Origin of the sequence: Megasphaera indica (assembly GCF_046614755.1) — a bacterium.
Taxonomy (GTDB): domain Bacteria; phylum Bacillota; class Negativicutes; order Veillonellales; family Megasphaeraceae; genus Megasphaera; species Megasphaera intestinihominis.
Genome location: NZ_JBKKJR010000011.1, coordinates 25793 through 44850, shown reverse-complemented (window position 1 = coordinate 44850; position 19058 = coordinate 25793). Strand labels below are relative to the sequence as shown.

Sequence of the window (19058 nt, the reverse complement as noted above, 5' to 3'; positions counted from 1 at the left end):
TTTTATAACATATGCGTTCGATTTACATATTCTTGCTACGCAGGTCAGCTAAGATTTCCTGGACGCGGGCGACGGCCTGGTCGATAGGAACGACTTCCTGTTCGCCAGTCCGGCGGATCTTGATTTCGACAGTGCCTTCGGCAGCGCTCTTCTTGCCGACCGTGACCCGGACGGGATAGCCGATGAGGTCGGCGTCGTTGAACTTGACGCCAGCCCGTTCATTACGGTCGTCGAGGAGGACGTCGGCCTTGGCAGCCTGCAGGGACTGATAGAGGTCACCGGCGATGCGGACCTGATCCTGGTCTTTGCTGCTGACCGGGACGATGGCCACTTCAAAAGGCGCGATGGCGACAGGCCACATGATGCCGTGTTCGTCGTGGAACTGTTCGATGGCAGCGGCAATAGTACGGGTGACGCCAATGCCGTAGCAGCCCATGACGTAGGGTTTGGCCTTGCCGTTCTGGTCGAGGAAGGTCGCATGGAGGGCTTCGGAATACTTCGTGCCCAGTTCAAAAACCTGGCCGACTTCGATGCCGCGGACGATTTCGACGGGTGCACCGCAGTGCGGGCATTTGTCGCCGGCGACCATGTTGCGGATGGTCGTGACCGTCACGTCTTTGAAGTCCCGCGACGGATTGACGTTCTGATAGTGATAGCCGGCCTTATTGGCACCGGTTACGCCGTTGGGGACGTTCATGGCCGACGGATCGACGAGGACGAAGAACGTTTCATTATCCGGTTTATCGGCACCCATGGGGCTCATGTAGCCCGGCTGGAGGCCGTGGGTCTTCAATTCGTCTTCCGTCGCCGGTTCGATGACATTGCCGCCGACGAAATTCTGGACGGCGACGTCATTGACTTCATGGTCGCCGCGGACCATGCAGAGGACCGTCTTTTCGCCGTCGATAGTGAAAGCGACGGCTTTGATCGTCTTTTCGACGGGAATGTGGAGGAACTGGGCCAGGTCTTCAATGGTCGAGCAGTTCGGCGTTTCGATGAGTTCTACATCTTTGGCGTCTTCTGCCGGCATTTCGATGGCCTGAGGAACTGCTTTTTCAATATCTGCTGCATAATCGCACTTCGAGCACGATACGATTTCGGCTTCGCCGGCCTGGGCCAGGGCCATGAATTCATGGGTGTGATTGCCGCCGATCTGGCCGCTGTCGGCTTCGACGGGCTTGAAATTCAGGCCGCAGCGCGTGAAGATGCGCGTATAGGCATCGTATTCATCCTGATAGCTCTTGTGCAGGCCTTCTTCGTCGACGTCGAAGGAATAAGCATCTTTCATGACGAACTCACGGCTGCGCATGAGGCCGAAACGCGGGCGGATTTCGTCGCGGTATTTATTCTGCATCTGCCACAGCGTGACGGGCATCTGCTTGTACGAGCGCAGTTCATTGCGGACCAGGGTCGTAATCAATTCTTCGTGTGTCGGCCCGAGGCAGAAATGATTGCCATGGCGGTCTTCGAGTTTGAACATTTCCGGGCCATAGGCATTCCAGCGGCCCGATTCATGCCAGATTTCAGCCGGCTGCATAATGGGCATCATGATTTCCTGGGCGCCGATGTTGTTCATTTCTTCGCGGACGATGGCTTCGATCTTGAGTTCGACCCGGCGGCCTAAAGGCAGGAAAGAATACAAGCCGCCGCCGTTCTTGCGGATCATCCCGGCTTTCAACATATACTGATGGCTGGCGATTTCGGCGTCTGCCGGGATTTCCCGCAGCGTCGGACTATACAATTTCGATGCTAACATGAGTTAAGACTCCTTTGCAATGGTTTTTTCAATTTCTTCCAGCAGGCTGGACACGAGCCGGTCTTCCGGCACGGTGCGCAGGACCTGGCCATGAGAAAAGACGATGCCCTTCCCCTTGCCGCCGGCAATGCCGAAATCGGCTTCCCTGGCTTCACCGGGACCGTTGACGACACAACCCATGACGGCGACCTTGATGGGCACAGTCAGATGAGAAATGGCCTCTTCCACTTCCTGGGCCAGGTCGATGAGGTGGACCTGGGTCCGGCCGCAAGTCGGACAGGAAATGAGGGTCGGCCCGAAACGGCGCAGGCCAAGGGCACTGAGGATGGTCTGGCCGGCCTTGATTTCTTCGACGGGATCGCCCGTCAGGGATACGCGGATCGTGTCGCCGATGCCTTCGTGGAGCAGCGTACCGATACCGATGGCCGACTTGATGCTCCCTTCACGGACCAGGCCGGCTTCGGTTACGCCCAAGTGCAGGGCATAAGGCACCTTGTCGGCCAGGGCTTCATAGGCTTCGATCATCAAGGGCACGTCGGAGGACTTGAGGGAAATGACCATGTTGCGGTAATCCATGCGTTCCAGGATGCGGATATGGCGCAGGGCCCCTTCGACCATGCCTTCTGCCGTCGGATGGCCGCCGCTCTGAGCCAGGATATCTTCCGGCAGGGAACCTGTATTGATGCCGATACGGATGGGGATTCCCTTAGGACGTACTTTTTCGACGACTTTGACGACATTGTCGTCAGATCCGATATTGCCCGGATTGATGCGCAGGGCCTGGACGCCGCTGTCGACGGCGGCCAGGGCCAGGCGGTAATCGAAGTGGATATCGGCGACAATGGGAATATCCACGGCCTGAACGACGGCGGCCAGGCCTTTGGCCGCTTCCATATCGGGAACGGCGAAGCGCAAGATTTCAGCGCCATACGATGCCAGGCGGCGGGCATCGACGACGGCTTCGGCCATATGGGCCGGGTTGACCGTCGACATGGTCTGGACCGATACGGGTGCATCGCCGCCGATGGTGACGCTGCCCGCCTGGACGGGAAGAGATTTTCTACGTTTCATGCAAGGCCTGCCTTTCTAAAAGCGGCTGATATCCTGAAACATGGCGAAGAGGAACAGGGAGCCCAAGAGGACGGCCCCTGTGACCTGGATGTAGTACAACGCCCGTTTCGGCATCCGCCGGCGCGTAATACCTTCGAGAATCAATAAAATAATATAGCCCCCATCGAGGAGCGGTACGGGCAGGAGATTCAAGATGCCCAGGTTGAGGCTGAGGAAGGCCGTGAACATGAGCAAATTGGCAAAGCCCGATGCAGCGACCTGACCGGCCAGCTGAGCGACGCCGATAGGACCGGCGACTTCGGCCTTTTCCCGGCCCGTCACCATATCATAGAGGCCGACGATCATGAGCTGGCAGAGCTTGCCTGTCCGCTGGACGGCCATGCCCGCCGATTCAAAGAAGCCATGAGCTTCTTTGGTCGTCATGGGCATGACGCCGAGCATGGCTTTCTTCGAGGCGCTGTCTACGTCAGGCACCATTTCGACGCCCTGGATCTGGCCGTCCCGTTCGATTTCCACGGTAACGACGGCGTGGCTGTATGGCGCGACGGCCTGAGAAATATCAGACCATTTGGAAATTTCCTGGTTGCCGATGCGGACGATGCGGTCGCCGGCTGCGAGGCCCGCCTGTTCGGCCGGTGAGCCGGCGATGGTCGAGCCGACGACGGCTTCCGGCGAAACAGTCACCGTACCGACGACGAAGAACAGGCCCCACAAGAGGACGATGGCCAGGACGAAGTTCATGATACCGCCGGCAGCGATGACGATCATGCGCTTCCAGACAGGTTTGCTCAGGAAAGATTTATCGTTCAAGTCTTCCTCTTCCGTCATGCCGGCAATGCGGTTGAATCCGCCAAGAGGAATGGCCCGCAGGGAATATTCTGTATCTCCGCGGCGTACACTGTACACTTTGGGACCAAAGCCGAGTGCGAACTCATCGACCTGCATCCCCGCCCACTTGGCCGTCGCGAAATGGCCCAGTTCGTGGACGAAGACGATGACACTGAAGACGAAGATCGTCGCTAAAATAGTAAGACCCACGGGAAATCCCCTTTCTACAGCAAGGAAGCAGCACAGCGGCGGGCCCAGGCATCGGCCTGGCGGATAGACGCCAGGGTGACGTCGTGCGAGACCGTGTGCCGTTCCATGACTGTACGGACAATATCAAAAATACGCGTAAAGGAAATCTCTTTACGCAGAAAAGCATAGACGGCGACTTCATTGGCCCCGTTGAGGACACAGGGCATGGTACCGCCGATGCGGCCGGCTTCATAGGCCAGGCCGATGGATGGGAACTTCTCGTCGTCAGGCGGGAAGAATTCCAGCGTCCCCAGCGTCTTCCAGTCGATGGGCCGGGCGCCGCGGACGGTCATCCGTTCCGGATAGGTAAAGGCGTACTGGATGGGCAGGCGCATATCGGGCATGCCCAGCTGAGCCAGGACGGAGCCGTCGATGAACTCGATCATGGAATGGATGATGCTCTGCGGCTGGATGACGACTTCGATCTTGTCGAAGGGCATGTGGAAGAGCCAGTGGGCTTCGATGACTTCCAGGCCCTTATTGAACATCGTCGCCGAATCGATGGTAATCTTGCCACCCATGTTCCACGTCGGATGCTTGAGGCACTGTTCGACCGTAATCGACGAAAATTCCGACGCAGGCCGGCGGAAATGGGGGCCGCCAGAAGCCGTGACCAGCAGTTTGGCCACTTCTTCCGGGCGGCGCCCCTGGAGGCACTGGAAGATGGCCCCGTGCTCGCTGTCGACGGGCAGGATGCGGACGCCGCGGGCTGCGGCTTCCTTCATGACCAGTTCACCGGCAGCGACGAGGGTTTCCTTGTTGGCCAGGGCGATGTCCATCCCCTTCTCGATGGCGTGGAGCGTCGGTTCGATACCGGCGGCGCCGACGAGGGACGTCAGGACGATCTGGGCGTCACATTCATCGATGAGTTTCAAGAGGCCGTCACTGCCGGAAAAGACAGTACACGCCGGACCGACGGCACGGCGCAGTTCATCAGCCGCCTTTTCGTCGACCATGCAGGCCCATTTCACCTGATGGTCCCGGACCTGGCGGGCCACTTCCTGCCAATGGGAATAAGCAGCGACGCCGGCCAGGCGGAAGGCCTCGGGATGGGCGTCGATGACGTCGACGGCCTGGGTCCCGATAGAGCCGGTACTGCCTAAAATCAAAATATCCTTCATTCCCTGCCCTCCTTTAAATGACCAGCATCAAATAGACGTACATAGCCGGCGCTGCAAAGAGCAGGCTGTCGAAGCGGTCGAGGACGCCGCCGTGGCCAGGGATGATGTTCCCCGAATCCTTGACACCGCAGACGCGCTTCAAGATGGATTCGACCAGATCACCTAAAGGAGCCATGATGCCGATGATGACGCCAATGGCCAGGGCGTGGAGGACGGAGAATTTAAAGATGAGCGAAAAGATGATGGCCACGGCCAGGGTACCGACGAAACCGCCGATAGCACCTTCGCGGGTCTTGCCGGGGCTGATGGCCGGGCAGAGCTTGACTTTGCCCATCATCTTGCCGACGGCAAAGGCAAAAGTATCGCTGGCCCAGGTCGAAAAGATGAGGAGAAAGACGAAGAACCGCGCCGGTTCCAACATGACGGCGCCGAAGCTGCTGCCCATGAAGGAAGCCACAGAGCCGCTGCGCAGGGCCAGCATGGCCAGAAAGCCACAGCTGATATAGAGCAGGCCGTACAAGGTATAGGCACTGTCTACGGGCTTAATCTTGTTGTGGAAAAAGACGGTCCGCAGCATGAGCCAAAAAAGGAGGCCCAAGGCCAGGACGAGCATGACCTTGGTGCTGCCGAACCAATAAGCGGCCAGCATGGCGACGAGCCATACGGCACCGCACTTGTCGGCCGTCACGGCATGGAGCTTGTGGACCAGGTTGCCGTATTCATACCAGGCGACGAGGGATAACAGGGCCATCATGAGGAAAAACAGCCAGTTCCCTTCGTAAATCACAAAAATCGTAAAGGCACCACCGACGATGCCTGTCAGTATTCGTTTTGCCAACATATCATATACCTTCCCTGATTTATTTTAAGCCGCCGAAGCGCCGTTCCCGGCCCTGGAAGGACAAAATAGCTTCGACCAGGGTATCTTTGCTGAAATCGGGCCAGCAGAGCTGGGTGTACCAGAATTCGGCGTAGGCCATCTGCCAGAGGAGAAAATTGCTGACCCGCTTGTCCGCACCGGGGCGGATGAGCAGATCGACGTCATTTTCCGGCTCCGTATAGAGATACTGGGCCAGCGTCGCTTCGCTAATGTCTTCGGGGCGGATCTGGCCGTCCCGGACGGCTTCTGCCACTTTGCGGGCCGCCTGGGTGATTTCCAGGCGGCCGCCGTAATTGACGGCGACGTTGAGGATAAGGCCCGTATTGGCGGCCATTTCGGCTTCGGCCTGAGAAAAGGCGTCCTGCAGGTCCGGATGGAGCCGCTTCATATCGCCGATGACGTGGAGCTGCACGTTGTGTTCCTTGAGTTCCAGGAGATTCTTGCTCAGGTAACTCTTCATGAGCTTCATGATGTACGACACTTCTTCATCAGGGCGCTTCCAATTTTCCGTAGAAAAGGCATAGACCGTCAGGACCTTGATGCCCAGGTCGTCGGCAGCGACGACGATGCGCTTGAGCGTATCGGCACCGGCGCGATGGCCGTAACTGCGGGGCAGGCCCTTGCGCTTGGCCCAGCGGCCATTGCCGTCCATGATGATGGCTACGTGGCGGGGAATGTTGTTCGGATCCAGCATGGCTTCGGACACGGAGCCTGCTGTTTCCTTCTTTTTGCCAAAAAAGTTAATCATGCTGTACGTCTCCATTTCGCAGGGCTGCCGCTACGGATCCGCTCATCTCCAGGCTGTCGTTGACCAAGAGGCAGACTGTGCCGTCATCCCGCCGCTGGGCGCGGATGACATAGGTCTGCTCAGGGTCGCAGTGGAAAAAGTGGCTCCGCGACAGCGTCCGCTCTATGACAAAAGGAATATTTTTTTCCTGTAATACAGATTTGGCATACCGTAACGGCATGCCAATAAAAATCCGTATATCCATCATACGGCCATGACTTCTTTTTCTTTTTTCGCTTTGATTTCGTCGATGACCTTGATTTTTTTATCCGTCAGCTTCTGGATGTTTTCCTGACCTTCTTTGCTGTCATCTTCCGTGACTTCCTTCTTCTTTTCCATCTTCTTGATGGTTTCGTTGGCGTCGCGGCGGATATTGCGGATGACGACTTTCGAGTCTTCGGCAATCTTGCTGACCTTCTTGCTCAGTTCCTTACGGCGTTCTTCCGTCAGCTGGGGGATTTCCAGGCGGATGATCTTGCCGTCGTTGTTCGGGTTCAGGCCCAAGTCGGACTTGAGGATGGCCTTTTCGATTTCACCGAGCATCTTCGGTTCCCACGGGGCAATGGTGATCATGCGCGGCTCCGGAGCGGCCACATTGGCGACCTGTTTGACCGGCGTCGGCGTACCATAGTAGTCGACGGTGATCCGGTCCAGCAGCGACGTGCTGGCGCGGCCCGTGCGGATCGACGACAATTCCCGTTTCAGGGCTTCGATGGTCTTGTCCATCTTTGCTTCGTGCTGGGCAATGATTTCTTTTACTTCCATGTCAATCACTTCCTTATTTTATTTTTATAAGTATATCATACAGCTTTTAGTCTTCTTTGTCGACTACAGTGCCTAAATCTTCTCCGCTGGCGGCTTTGACGATGTTCCCCGGCTGGTCGATGTTGAAGACGACGATGGGGATGTTGTTGTTGCGGCAGAGCGTCGTAGCCGTAGCATCCATGACCTTCAGGTCTTTGTTGATGACGTCGAGATAGGTCAGATGCTTGAACATCTTGGCATCCGGATTGAGTTTGGGATCGCTGTCGTAGACGCCGTCGACGCCGTTCTTGGCCATGAGGATGGCATCGGCTTCGATTTCAGCAGCCCGCAGTGCGGCTGTCGTATCCGTCGAGAAGTAAGGGTTGCCCGTACCGGCACCGAAGATGACGACGCGGCCTTTTTCCATATGGCGGATAGCCCGGCGGCGGATATACGGTTCAGCGACCTGCTGCATGTTGATAGCCGTCTGGACGCGGGTAGCGACGCCGTTCTTTTCCATGGCGTCCTGGAGGGCCAGGGAATTCATGACCGTAGCCAGCATGCCCATGTAGTCTGCCGAGACGCGGTCCATGCCTTTAGCCGAACCGGACAGGCCGCGCCAGATGTTGCCGCCGCCGACGACGATGGCGACCTGGACGCCGAGCTTATTGACTTCGACGACCTGCTTGGCAATGGTTTCAACCGTTTCCGGGTCGATACCGTAACCCTGTTTGCCAGCCAGTGCTTCGCCGCTCAATTTCAATACGATGCGATGATACTTTTTCGATTCCATAAAAGAAGTGCCTCCTCTGTCGGTATACAAGTCCAATTAGAAAATAAGAGAACACGGGTTGGGTGTTCTCTTATGCAATCTTATTTAGCTTGTGCCATTACTTCGGAAACAAAATCATCGTTCCGTTTTTCCAGGCCTTCACCCAATTCATAACGCGTATAACGGCGGATGTCGATTTTTTCACCGATCTTAGCGATGGCTTCCGTAACGACCTGCTGGACCGTCTTGTCAGAATCTTTGATGAATTCCTGATCGAGGAGGCAGTTTTCTTTGTAGAATTTTTCGATACGGCCGACAATCATCTTTTCGACAATCTTTTCCGGTTTACCTTCGTTCAGGGCCTGCTGGCGGAGAACTTCTTTTTCGTGTTCCAATACGTCAGCCGGAACTTCTTCGCGTTTGAGGTATGCCGGTTTTGCAGCAGCGATCTGCATTGCAATGTCTTTGCAGAGTGCTTTGAAGTTATCTGTCTGAGCGACGAAGTCCGTTTCGCAGTTGACTTCGACGAGAACGCCGATACGGCCGTTGCCATGGATGTAAGAATAAACCAAACCTTCAGCAGCGATGCGGTCTGCTTTCTTAGCTGCTGCAGCCAAGCCGTGTTCGCGAAGCAAGTCGACGGCTTTTTCCATGTCGCCGTTGCTTTCGGTCAATGCTTTTTTGCAGTCCATCATGCCTGCACCGGTTTTTGTTCTTAATTCTTTTACCATTGCTGCTGTAATAGCCATGAGTATTCCTCCTAAAAGTAATGTGAATTATACAGTTTGAAGAAAGGTAAGAAGCAAAGGCTCCTTACCTTTCTATAATAACCATTCAGTTCTCACAGAACGAGTAATCTTATTCTGCTGCTTTTTCTTCAGCGGCTTCAGCACCTTCAGCGGCGCCTTCTTCAGTCTGTTCGCCCTGGTTGCCTTCGAGGACAGCGTCAGCGATCTTGCCGGTCAAGAGTTTGACGGCGCGGATAGCGTCATCGTTAGCCGGGATCGGATAGTCGATGACATCGGGATCGCAGTTGGTGTCAACCGTAGCGATGATGGGGATGTGAAGTTTGCGGGCTTCAGAAACAGCGATTTCTTCTTTTTTCGGGTCGATGATGAAGAGAGCGTCCGGGAGTTTCTTCATGTCTTTGATGCCGCCGAGGTATTTCTGAAGTTTTTCCATTTCATGTTTGAGGAGCGTAACTTCTTTCTTCGGCAAGAGTTCGAACGTGCCATCTTCGGCCTGTTTTTCCAATGTCTTCAAGCGTTTTACGCGCTTTTCGATGGTCTGGAAGTTGGTGAGCATACCGCCGAGCCAGCGTTCGTTGACGAAGTACTGGTTGCAGCGTTCTGCTTCGTTTTTAATGGATTCCTGGGCCTGTTTTTTCGTGCCTACGAAGAGGACTTTGCCGCCTTCAGCAGCCAGGTCGCGGACAAAATTGTAAGCTTCGTCCATTTTCTTAACGGTTTTCTGCAAGTCGATGATGTAGATACCGTTACGTTCGGTGAAGATGAAACGAGCCATCTTCGGGTTCCAACGGCGGGTCTGATGACCGAAATGAACGCCGGCTTCCAATAATTGTTTCATAGATACTACTGCCATAATTGTAATTCCTCCTGTTTTTTCCTCCGCCCGGTCATCGCTCATCTTCACCCTCCCCCATGGGGAACGGGCACAGTGCTGAGCTCGCCAAGCGTGTGTATTTTAGGGTTTGGTATTCAAACCTTTGATATTATAGCATATATGACAAGCAAGGGCAAGCATTTTTTCAAATGCCTGCCCTTGCTTTGAGTTGTAAGTTTGCAGTTCGTAGCGGATAATAAATAATTTAATTCAGGACATAGACCGGTACGGTGCGGCGGCCGAAGTTCATGCAGGCATCGTAGTCTTCCATGCAGAGGTCGATGCGGTTGCCGAGGATGGCTCCGCCTGTATCTTCGGCCCGGGCTACGCCATAGCCGGGAATGAAGACCGTCGAGCCCAGGGGAATGACGTTGGGGTCGACAGCGACGACGCCATAACGGGCCCACGTCCCCATGCGGGTGATGCACTGGCCGTCGCCGTCCGTCGGTAGATAGGCCGTCGCTTCCATGGTGATGATCTTCTGGTAGTGGGACACATCACCTGTGCTGGTATTGATTTCAACGGTTTCCTTAGTGCCGACTTTGCGGACCAGAGGCTGCATTTCCGAAATGAGCTCCGTCGACAGCGTTTCCTTGTCGGCGACCTGGCCGTCGACGCTGACGATGTTCAGCTTGACCCGCTTGCGGCCGTTCTGCCCTTCCTGGATGACTTTTTCTTCACCCTGGCCCAAGGTTTCATCAGGAATGCTTTCGATGGCATAGGGCACGACTTCATCTTCCGTGATGGTCTTGCGCGATACGTGGCCGATGACGATGTGCTGCCCCGCCTGGAGCGGTTTCTGGACGTCGCCATAAGGGCGGTACTTTTCCTTATTATAGCCGTACTGTTCGGCGACTTCCTGGGAATTGTGCTTGGCCGTGTAGACTTCCTGGGTCTGTCCGCGGTACTCCAGGGTGACCGGGATGGCCCGGCGCACCTTGACGTAGCTGCCGTCGTCGAGTTTCTGCGTCGAAACATCGATTTCATCGTAATCACCGATGTCGATATTATTTTCCCGCATCAATGCCTTTTCATTGACAGCGTGGGTATATACCTGGCGGGTTTCGCCATCGGCGACGAGGATCACTGATTTCCCCCTGTCGATGAACCCTGTCAGGGACACAATGACCAATAAGGCGATCATCGTCGCGTACATGCGTGTAATCGGTCGTTTATTCTTGAATCCAGTCATGCTGAATCGTTTCCAGTCCATGCCATGCCTCCTAATGCTTTTCTTTTCATTGTAGCAAAGACCGGCAGGCTTGTCAATTTACTTGTCTTCTTCAGCAGGACGCGGGCGCAGGACGACGTTGCGGAACTGGCGGGCTGCCTTCTTCCGTTCCGATGCCAGCCGTTCGGCTTCGCGCTGGCATGTATCCTGGGCGTTGACAGGCTTGCCCTTGCGTTCGTCTGCCAGGTAGCGGTACGAGCCGTCGCTGTTCATGGCATAGGCCTTGACGTTGTCGTCGAAGTATACTTTCAGGATGCGCTTGATCCGTTCTTTATGCGGCGGGAATTCGACAGGTGTCATCAATTCGACGCGTTCGTTGAGGTTGCGCGGCATCCAGTCTGCCGAAGAAATGAAGACGTCTTCCTTGCCGCCGTTGTAGAAGTAGAACAGGCGGCTGTGTTCCAGGAAGCGGCCGACGATGCTGTGGACTTCGATGTTTTCGCTGATGACAGGCAGGCCAGGGCGGATGACGCAGATGCCGCGGACGATGAGGCGGATCTTGACGCCGGCTGCCGACGCTTCATAGAGCTTGGCGATGACGTACTTATCGAGGAGCGAATTCATCTTGGCCACGATGATAGCTTTCTTGCCGGCCTTGGCCTGAGCGATTTCCTGATCGATTTCCTGATAAATCGTTTCCCGCAGGTTGAGCGGCGCAACGGCCAGCTTATTCCACTGAGGAGGATCAGAGTAGCCCGACAAGAGGTTGAAGAAAGCCGATGCGTCGACGCCGATGAGGGTATTGGCCGTCAGGATGCCGACGTCCGTATAGATGCGGGCCGTCTTGCCGTTGTAGTTGCCCGTCGCCAAGTGGACATAGCGGCGGATGCCGTCTTCTTCGCGGCGGACGACGAGGGTGATCTTAGAATGGGTCTTGAGGCCCATGATGCCGTAAATGACATGGCAGCCGGCTTTTTCCAGCTTGCGGGCCATGTGGATATTATTTTCTTCATCGAAACGGGCCTTGACTTCCATGAGGACCGTGACCTGTTTGCCGTTTTCGGCGGCCTGGGCCAGGGCGGCGATGATGGGCGACTTGCTGCTGACGCGGTAGAGCGTCTGTTTGATGGCCAGGACATGGGGGTCCGTCGCAGCCAGCTGGATGAAGTGTTCTACCGTTTCAAAGGTTTCATAGGGAGGATGGACCATGATGTCCCGTTCGGCAATGGCCGACCAGAAATCAGGCGCGTCGATGGCGGCCAGTTCCGACGACGGCTGCGGCGTCACCGGCGGATAGCGCAGGTCATCGTAGCCGTCGATGCCGACGAAGGAGAAGAAGACCTTGCAGTCCAGGGGACCCGGAATCGAATAGATGTCCCGTTCTTCGAGCTGCAGTTCATCGCGCAGGAAGTCGCGGTTCATGCGCGACGACGAAGCAGCCAGTTCCAGGCGGACAGCCGCCCCTTTGCGGCGTTTCTTCAGGCTCTTTTCGACTTCCATCAGGAGGTCTTCGGCATCGTCGTCGATATCCAGGTCGGCGTCGCGGGTGACGCGGAACGGTTCGACTTCCAGGATGTCGCAGCCCAGGAAGAAGCGTTCCGCATAAGCGGCGATGACGTCTTCCAGGAAGAGGAACTGATGACCTTCATGCTGCTTGCCAGCCGGCGAAACACTGTCCGGGACCTTGATGATGCGGTCGATGACTGACGTCGGGACCGGCAGGATAGCCGTCTTGACCGAGCGGTCCCCCTGTTTGCGGCGCAAGAGGACGGCCAGGTTCAGGTTCAGGCTGGACAGGAATGGGAAGGGATGGCTGGAATCGACGGCCATGGGCGTGACGACCGGGTAGATTTCCCGTTCAAAGAAGCTTTCCAGCCACAGCCGCTGGTCATCGTCAAGGGCATCGACACCGATGAAGTGCAGGCCGTGAGCTTGCAGCTTCTGCTGGATATCTTCATAGTAGCGGTACTGGTCGCCGACCAGCTTATGGACCATGGACTGGATGGCTTCAAACTGTTCCTGCGGCGTCATGCCGGCGATGTCGATGTGCTTGACCCCGCTTTCGACGAGGTGCTTGACGCCGGCGACGCGGATCATGAAGAATTCATCCAGGTTCGACGCTGCGATGGCGATGAAATTCAGCTGTTCCAGCAGCGGGTTGGACGGGACGATGGCTTCGCGCAGGACCCGTTCATTGAATTTGACCCATGTACATTCACGATTTAAAAAATATTGAGCATCCGTAAAATCTGCCATGATTATCTTATCCTTTCACTAATTTCGTCGAAATGCCAAAGACTTCGGCAAAGTCGACGGCCATTTTCAGGTATGTCCAGCGTTCCAGAGAAATATCGGCATCGGCCGTATAATGGACGACGAGCTCGTCTTCCCTGAGTTCCGCCCGGATGGCGCTGATTTTCCCTAAATGGCTCTTGTCCAGGGAATCGGCCAGGCGGAAAATCGCCGTCAGCTTAGCCGTAATGACCTTCTGCCGTGGCGTCAGGGAATGGTAGACTGGCGACGCCTCCTGCAAGGTACCGTCAAAGGCATAGTAGAGAACGGCGGCCAGGATTTCCTTTTCATCGTCGGCCAGGCCGAAGAGGTCCGTTTCCCTGATGAGGTTATACGTGCAGAGGTTGTGTTTGCGGATATTGATGAATTTCCCCGTTTCGTGGAAAATCGCGGCCAGGCGGAGCAGATAATTATAGCTGTAATCGAGACCGATGAACTGGTACAGCGCCTGGAAGAGGACGTTGCAGTATTCTTCGATGCGGGCGGAATGGATGGAATCGGACAAGTACTTCTTGGCCAGGCGGCGCATCATGTCCAGGAGCAGGCCCTGGAGATGGGCCATATAATCGTTATGGGTCTTTTCGGCCACATAATACATGGTATAGCCTTCAGTAAAGGTCGTCGGCATGACGACCAGCATGTCGATATCGACGATGCGCAGCAGTTCATAATACAAGAGAATCGTCGGCATGATGACATTGGCCAGGTTCTGGGACAGGCCGAAGCGCTTCATGAGCTTGAACGGCGTGACGCCGTGGAAGGAATAGACGAACTGGCGCAGTTCATCCGGCGTGATCAGGAAGAGGCCGTTCTCACTGGTCTTGCCCATGAGGCGTGCCACCAGGTTGGCTCCGCGGCCAGACAGGACGATATACTTGATATCATACTGCTGGACTCCTTTCCAGAGCGGATAAAGGGTGCCGTAGATATATTCGCGCACAGCCGTCGGGAACGTCAGCTCGTCACGCTGTTTTTCCGTAAAATTTTCCAGGATGCGCAGGGAGCCGATGTGGATATTCTGCTGGAATAAGAGGCGGTCCGATTTCCAGCAGGTCAGGCCGACGCCGCCAGACGTGATGTCCAGGAGCATGACGGCTTTATCGGCAAAATTGAATTTGCCTTTCAATACATTATAATAAAGACCAAAGAACTTATAATAGATTTCCTTGGTCATGTGGATGACTTCGACGTCGAAGCCCGTACGGATATGGATCTGGTCAAGGACACTGATCAAGTTGTCGGCTTCGCTGATGACTGTCGTCGACAGGACGCGGACATCTTTGACATCATAGTCGCAAAGGAGCTGGCGGAATCCCAGCAGGACCTGACAGATTTCGTTCAGGGACTGAAAACTGACGTGATGGCGCTGGAATACCGTTTCCCCATATTTTACTTCTCGGGATACGTTTTCGATGATTTCCATATCATCCAAAGACGAGTAAGCAATGACCTTCAAGGTCATATTGACCGTCCCGATATGGATGATACCGAAAACATTCCGGGTTTGTTTTTCCATTACTCTCCCCACTTTTCTTGACGGTATAGTTGCTGTCTAGCTGATACTCCTCTTATTATACATGAAAGTCACCGTATGTATGTATATTTTTTGTAAAAATTTTCGGCATGCCTCTCTATTCTGTAGTATAATGGAAAAGGTAAACGATAAACTTGATAAACATCCGCAGAAACGAGGTATACCATGGAAAAATTAGCCATCATCGACATGGGCTCTAACTCCATCCGTTTTGTCGTCATGCAGATTGCCGACAACCAGTCTTATTCCCTGCTCTATCAGGAAAAAGAAGCCATCCGCCTGGGCCACGGCCTGAGCCAGACCGGCGTCATCAGTGAAGAAGGGATGCAGCGGGCCCTGACCTGCCTGCACGTCTATAAGCACATCATGGAAGTCATGGACATCCATGAATGCCGGGCCGTCGCGACGGCAGCCGTCCGCAATGCCAGCAACGGCGAAGCTTTCCTGAAGCGCATCAATGCCGAAACGGGCATCACCATGAACGTCATCACCGGTGAACGGGAAGCGTACTTAGGCTATCTCGGCGTCATCAACACCATCGCCCTGAAGGACTTCCTCATCTTCGACCTGGGCGGTGCCAGCGTCGAAATGACCTTAGTCCGCGACGGAGAAGCCGTCCATTCCCTGTCGGTCCCCATCGGCGCCGTCACGCTGACGGAAAAATTCGGCACCCAGGGCAATCCTGATTCCGAAGCCATTGCCAGCCTGATGAAATTCGTCTGCAAAAAGATGGCTGCCGTCCCCTGGATAGAGGACATCCAGCTGCCCATCGTCGGCATCGGCGGTACAGCCCGTAACTTCGCCAAAATGAACCAGCGGGCGACGAATTATGAACTGTCGAAGCTCCATAATTACATCATGCCCCTGGAACATTTTGAAAACCTCTATCATGAAATCACGACGCGGACCAGTGCCAACCGCAAGAAAATCGCCGGCCTGTCCAGTGAACGCTCTGACCTCATCGTCGCCGATGCAGCCGTCATCAAGACCATCTTCGACATGACGGGCAGCCCGGAAATGGTCGTCAGCGGCTGTGGCCTCCGCGAAGGTTTATTCTTTGAATACTACGCTTCGTACTGCCAGCTGCCGTCACCGCGTTTCGACGACATCCTCGATTTCAGCGTCAAGAACTTCATCGGTACGCTGAGCGGCGTCATCATCAACCAGGCTCACTACGACCAGGTCACGCGCATTGCCACCCAGCTCTTCGACCAGCTCCAGCCGCTCCACGGCTACGGCCCGCGGGAACGCCTCCTGCTGCAGACAGCCGCCCGCATGCACGATGTCGGCAAGATCATCAACTTCTACGACCACGCCCGCCATTCGGCCTTCATGATCGCTCATGCCCCGCTCTACGGCCTGACCCAGGTCGAACAAATCATTACGGGCTTCATCGCCGGCTTCCATCACGGCATCAGCCGCAAGATCATCCGGGCCTACCGTTACGCCAACATGGCCTCTGCCGAAGACTGGATCATGATCCGCAAACTCTCGACCATCCTGGCCCTGGCCGAAGCCTCGGACCTGACGTATGAACAAATCGTCACCGACGTCGAAGTCACACTGGCCGAAAACGTCGCCGTCATGATCATCACGACGGCGCCGGGCTCGACGTACAACGCCGCTGACTACGAAATGAAACAACTGAGCAAACAATTCAAAAAAGAATTCGGCGCTTCCCTGCTTCTCGTCTGGAAGTAAGGGTCCGGATAAAAAAAGGGGCTGTCGCACATGCGACAGCCCCTTTTTACTCTTATCGCCGCATCATGTCTTCAGCCGTGACGTCGGGATGGTGGTACTGGTCTTCAGAGAGGATCTGTTTACCATGGACAGTGACGGCCTGCTGGGGACACCAGTGGACACAGGCCAGGCAATGGCTGCAATGAGAGCCGATGACGGCCCCTTTCGCCGTACAGATGATATTGCTCACCGGACAGATGCGGGCACAGAGGCCGCAGGCAACACAGCGTCCCCCATCGACAGATGGCGTCAGCCAGCGTTCCCCGGCATGGCGGATCAGGCCCAGGTTCATGAGCCAGGCCGACAGCGACGAATGGATGGCCGTCGTATCCCGGACCTGCCCGCGTATCTTATCGGCTGCGGCAGCGACCAGTTCATCGGCGTGGTCCAGGCGGTTCATATCGTAGCGGATATGGCGCCGCGACGCGATAGTACTGTTGGCGATCATCGGCAGGACAGCCCCGTAGGACAAAGAACAATGTTGACGCCGGAGGATCCGGTCCATCGTCCTGAGCGACCGGCCAGGCGCACTGCCGCAAGTAGCAATGCCATAAAAATAGGTCGATTTCTGGAAACGGACCTGTCTGATGAAATCCTGTACGGGTTCGGGAAGATCCCCGAAATAGACGGGAAAGACAAAGCCGATGATGCGATCCTGGATACGCTGGCACCGTTCATGGATAGCCGAAATCGGCACGGCCGTATCGCCAGTCAGTTCAGCCAGCTTCTTGGCCACATATAATGAATTTCCCGTTCCTGAAAAGTAAAGAATCATAAGGCTCACCTCAGAGACCGCACTGCCAGTTTCCCGCTTGCAGGCGGACGGTATTTTACATCCATTATATCATGAAACCCTGTCATTTGTCTTTACACGTAACCGCGCTCGCAAAGGCTGACGAAGGTCCCGTCGCCGATGATGATGTGGTCGAGGACGGGGATTTCCATGATCTGGCCGGCGTCGGCAATGCGCTGGGTCACGACGATATCCTCGTGGCTCGGTTCGGGGTTGCCTGACGGATGGTTATGGACCAGGACGACAGCTGCGGCATTGTAGCGCAGGGCATAGCGGAAGACTTCCCGCGACTTGGCCAGGCTGGCATTGATCGTGCCGATGGTCAGCGTGCGATAGGCGATGAGCTGGTTCTTCGTCGATAAATAGACGGCGCCGAACTGCTCTTGCGGCAAAAAGCGCAGATCTTCCATGACATAGCCGGCAATGGCCTGGGGCGTACTGAAGTCAGGCGCCGCTTCCTTTACGTGCTGCCGGGAAATACGCCGTCCCAGCTCGACGGCGGCACAGACCGTGACGGCCTTATCCGTCCCGATGCCGGGAATCTGACAGAGGTCGCCGATGCTGGTATCACTGAGATAACAAATATTTTCCCCTGGCAGGGAATGAAGGACCTGCCGCGACACATCGAGGACGGATTGTCCCTTCGTACCCGTCCGCAATAGAATCGCCAGCAAATCCTGGTCGGTCACAGCCGAAGGACCGTGACGGAGGAATTTTTCCCGCGGTTTCTCACAAACAGCGAGGCTGCGGAAAGGGTCGCTCATACATGGACCTTGGCTTTGTGGAACAACTTGCATACCTGGGACAAGGGCAGGCCGACGACGTTGGTATAGGAACCATTGATCTTATCGACGAAAGCCGCAGCCCGGCCCTGTATGCCATAGGCACCGGCTTTGTCCAGCGGTTCCCCAGAAGCGACATAGGCTTTGATTTCCTTTTCACTCAGTCGTCGGAACCAGACTTTCGTTTCGACGACCTTCGTATATTCCTTATGGCCATTGATCAAAGCGATGCCCGTATAGACAGAATGTTTCTTACCGGACAATTCCCGCAGCATCTCGACGGCAGCGGCTTCATTGCGGGGCTTGCCCAGCATTTCCCCATCGATGGCGACAATCGTATCGGCGCCGAGGACCCACTGTCCCGGGAATTTTTCAGCTACATCGCGGGCCTTGCCCAACGCCTGGGCCTGGACGTATTTTTCCGGATCCTTTTTCTTCGGTGATTCTTCACTGTACGTACTCGGATTGACCATATAGGCGACGCCGATCTGCGTCAGCAGTTCGCGGCGACGAGGCGAACCAGAAGCTAAGATGAGCATGTAATAATCCCTCCTAAATTATTGAAGATGACGAAAGAGAATGGCTGCCAGGATGACGCCGATGATGCTGAGCATATTCGGTGCCAGATGGATGCCAAACTGCAATTCCATGAGATAGAGATTGAGGTGAATATTCTGGATATTCAAGATTTCATAATGCTGCGTCAGGGCCGGCAGGATACCCTTCAAGGCCGGAACAGCATACAGGGCCTCTCCGACGATGCCACCGAGGATACCGCCGACGATGAGGAAAATAAAGAAGAACAACAGACTGTGTGAGCCAAGGGTTTTCATGGCCTACCTCCATTATACACGCAAGATACGAAAGGGCCGCCCTTTCTCATGAAATTCTAATCCATTCTGAGAAAGGCAGCCC

Annotated in this window: 19 protein-coding genes; 1 reads left to right on the top strand and 18 read right to left on the bottom strand. The window is 55.4% G+C overall.

Translation table 11 applies throughout. The annotated features are described in order from the left end of the window. Positions 1 to 22: 22 nt before the first annotated feature. The 14 genes from ACFCTO_RS07055 to ACFCTO_RS06990 form a co-directional block, all read right to left on the bottom strand. Positions 23 to 1756, bottom strand: coding sequence for a proline--tRNA ligase (locus tag ACFCTO_RS07055; RefSeq protein WP_294024120.1), 1734 nt, complete (start codon positions 1754 to 1756; stop codon positions 23 to 25). 3 nt (positions 1757 to 1759) lie between these two features. Continuing rightward, positions 1760 to 2827: a flavodoxin-dependent (E)-4-hydroxy-3-methylbut-2-enyl-diphosphate synthase gene (gene ispG / locus ACFCTO_RS07050; RefSeq protein WP_020309733.1), complete on the bottom strand. Its 1068-nt coding sequence runs from the start codon at positions 2825 to 2827 to the stop codon at positions 1760 to 1762. A gap of 15 nt (positions 2828 to 2842) precedes the next feature. Further along, positions 2843 to 3865 carry an RIP metalloprotease RseP gene (gene rseP / locus ACFCTO_RS07045; RefSeq protein WP_499876617.1) on the bottom strand — a complete coding sequence of 341 codons (1023 nt, stop codon included), beginning with the start codon at positions 3863 to 3865 and terminating at the stop codon, positions 2843 to 2845. Positions 3866 to 3879: 14 nt separating this feature from the next. Then, entirely contained in the window at positions 3880 to 5025 is a 1146-nt protein-coding gene (locus ACFCTO_RS07040) for a 1-deoxy-D-xylulose-5-phosphate reductoisomerase (protein WP_292260010.1), read from the bottom strand. A gap of 13 nt (positions 5026 to 5038) precedes the next feature. Then, positions 5039 to 5866, bottom strand: coding sequence for a phosphatidate cytidylyltransferase (locus tag ACFCTO_RS07035; protein ID WP_302484852.1), 828 nt, complete (start codon positions 5864 to 5866; stop codon positions 5039 to 5041). Positions 5867 to 5885: 19 nt separating this feature from the next. Beyond that, positions 5886 to 6653: an undecaprenyl pyrophosphate synthase gene (gene uppS, locus ACFCTO_RS07030; RefSeq protein WP_292260007.1), complete on the bottom strand. Its 768-nt coding sequence runs from the start codon at positions 6651 to 6653 to the stop codon at positions 5886 to 5888. After that, positions 6646 to 6900, bottom strand: a complete 255-nt coding sequence (locus ACFCTO_RS07025; RefSeq protein ID WP_020309738.1) for a hypothetical protein — start codon at positions 6898 to 6900, stop codon at positions 6646 to 6648. Before ACFCTO_RS07025 ends, uppS begins: the two co-directional genes overlap by 8 nt. Continuing rightward, positions 6897 to 7457: a ribosome recycling factor gene (frr, locus tag ACFCTO_RS07020; RefSeq protein WP_292302326.1), complete on the bottom strand. Its 561-nt coding sequence runs from the start codon at positions 7455 to 7457 to the stop codon at positions 6897 to 6899. The genes ACFCTO_RS07025 and frr overlap by 4 nt, the downstream gene beginning before the upstream one ends. 46 nt (positions 7458 to 7503) lie before the next feature. Next, positions 7504 to 8229 carry a UMP kinase gene (pyrH, locus tag ACFCTO_RS07015; protein WP_020309740.1) on the bottom strand — a complete coding sequence of 242 codons (726 nt, stop codon included), beginning with the start codon at positions 8227 to 8229 and terminating at the stop codon, positions 7504 to 7506. A gap of 80 nt (positions 8230 to 8309) precedes the next feature. Further along, on the bottom strand, positions 8310 to 8957 hold the full coding sequence (gene tsf, locus ACFCTO_RS07010) for a translation elongation factor Ts (protein WP_020309741.1): 648 nt from the start codon (positions 8955 to 8957) through the stop codon (positions 8310 to 8312). A 109-nt stretch (positions 8958 to 9066) separates the two neighbouring features. Next, positions 9067 to 9810: a 30S ribosomal protein S2 gene (gene rpsB / locus ACFCTO_RS07005; RefSeq protein ID WP_020309742.1), complete on the bottom strand. Its 744-nt coding sequence runs from the start codon at positions 9808 to 9810 to the stop codon at positions 9067 to 9069. Positions 9811 to 10036: 226 nt separating this feature from the next. Further along, positions 10037 to 11044: a resuscitation-promoting factor gene (locus tag ACFCTO_RS07000; protein WP_499876616.1), complete on the bottom strand. Its 1008-nt coding sequence runs from the start codon at positions 11042 to 11044 to the stop codon at positions 10037 to 10039. 57 nt (positions 11045 to 11101) lie between these two features. Continuing rightward, on the bottom strand, positions 11102 to 13258 hold the full coding sequence (ppk1, locus tag ACFCTO_RS06995) for a polyphosphate kinase 1 (RefSeq protein ID WP_499876615.1): 2157 nt from the start codon (positions 13256 to 13258) through the stop codon (positions 11102 to 11104). A gap of 7 nt (positions 13259 to 13265) precedes the next feature. Next, positions 13266 to 14810, bottom strand: coding sequence for a Ppx/GppA phosphatase family protein (locus ACFCTO_RS06990; protein ID WP_292259993.1), 1545 nt, complete (start codon positions 14808 to 14810; stop codon positions 13266 to 13268). A gap of 183 nt (positions 14811 to 14993) precedes the next feature. Between ACFCTO_RS06990 and ppx the strand changes: the two genes are divergently transcribed. Then, a complete protein-coding gene (ppx, locus tag ACFCTO_RS06985; RefSeq protein ID WP_499876614.1) occupies positions 14994 to 16529 on the top strand; it encodes an exopolyphosphatase in 1536 nt (511 codons plus the stop codon). A 52-nt stretch (positions 16530 to 16581) separates the two neighbouring features. Here ppx and ACFCTO_RS06980 read toward each other — a convergent pair whose 3' ends face one another. The 4 genes from ACFCTO_RS06980 to ACFCTO_RS06965 all read right to left on the bottom strand — a co-directional run bounded on the left by ACFCTO_RS06980 (position 16582) and on the right by ACFCTO_RS06965 (position 18976). After that, complete coding sequence (locus ACFCTO_RS06980) at positions 16582 to 17343, bottom strand: EFR1 family ferrodoxin (protein WP_292301408.1); 762 nt, start codon at positions 17341 to 17343, stop codon at positions 16582 to 16584. Positions 17344 to 17435: 92 nt separating this feature from the next. Next, on the bottom strand, positions 17436 to 18125 hold the full coding sequence (radC, locus tag ACFCTO_RS06975) for a RadC family protein (RefSeq protein ID WP_020309747.1): 690 nt from the start codon (positions 18123 to 18125) through the stop codon (positions 17436 to 17438). Then, entirely contained in the window at positions 18122 to 18682 is a 561-nt protein-coding gene (locus tag ACFCTO_RS06970; RefSeq protein ID WP_292281953.1) for a Maf family protein, read from the bottom strand. The genes radC and ACFCTO_RS06970 overlap by 4 nt, the downstream gene beginning before the upstream one ends. 18 nt (positions 18683 to 18700) lie before the next feature. Further along, positions 18701 to 18976 carry a DUF4321 domain-containing protein gene (locus ACFCTO_RS06965; RefSeq protein ID WP_481325298.1) on the bottom strand — a complete coding sequence of 92 codons (276 nt, stop codon included), beginning with the start codon at positions 18974 to 18976 and terminating at the stop codon, positions 18701 to 18703. Positions 18977 to 19058 lie beyond the last annotated feature (82 nt).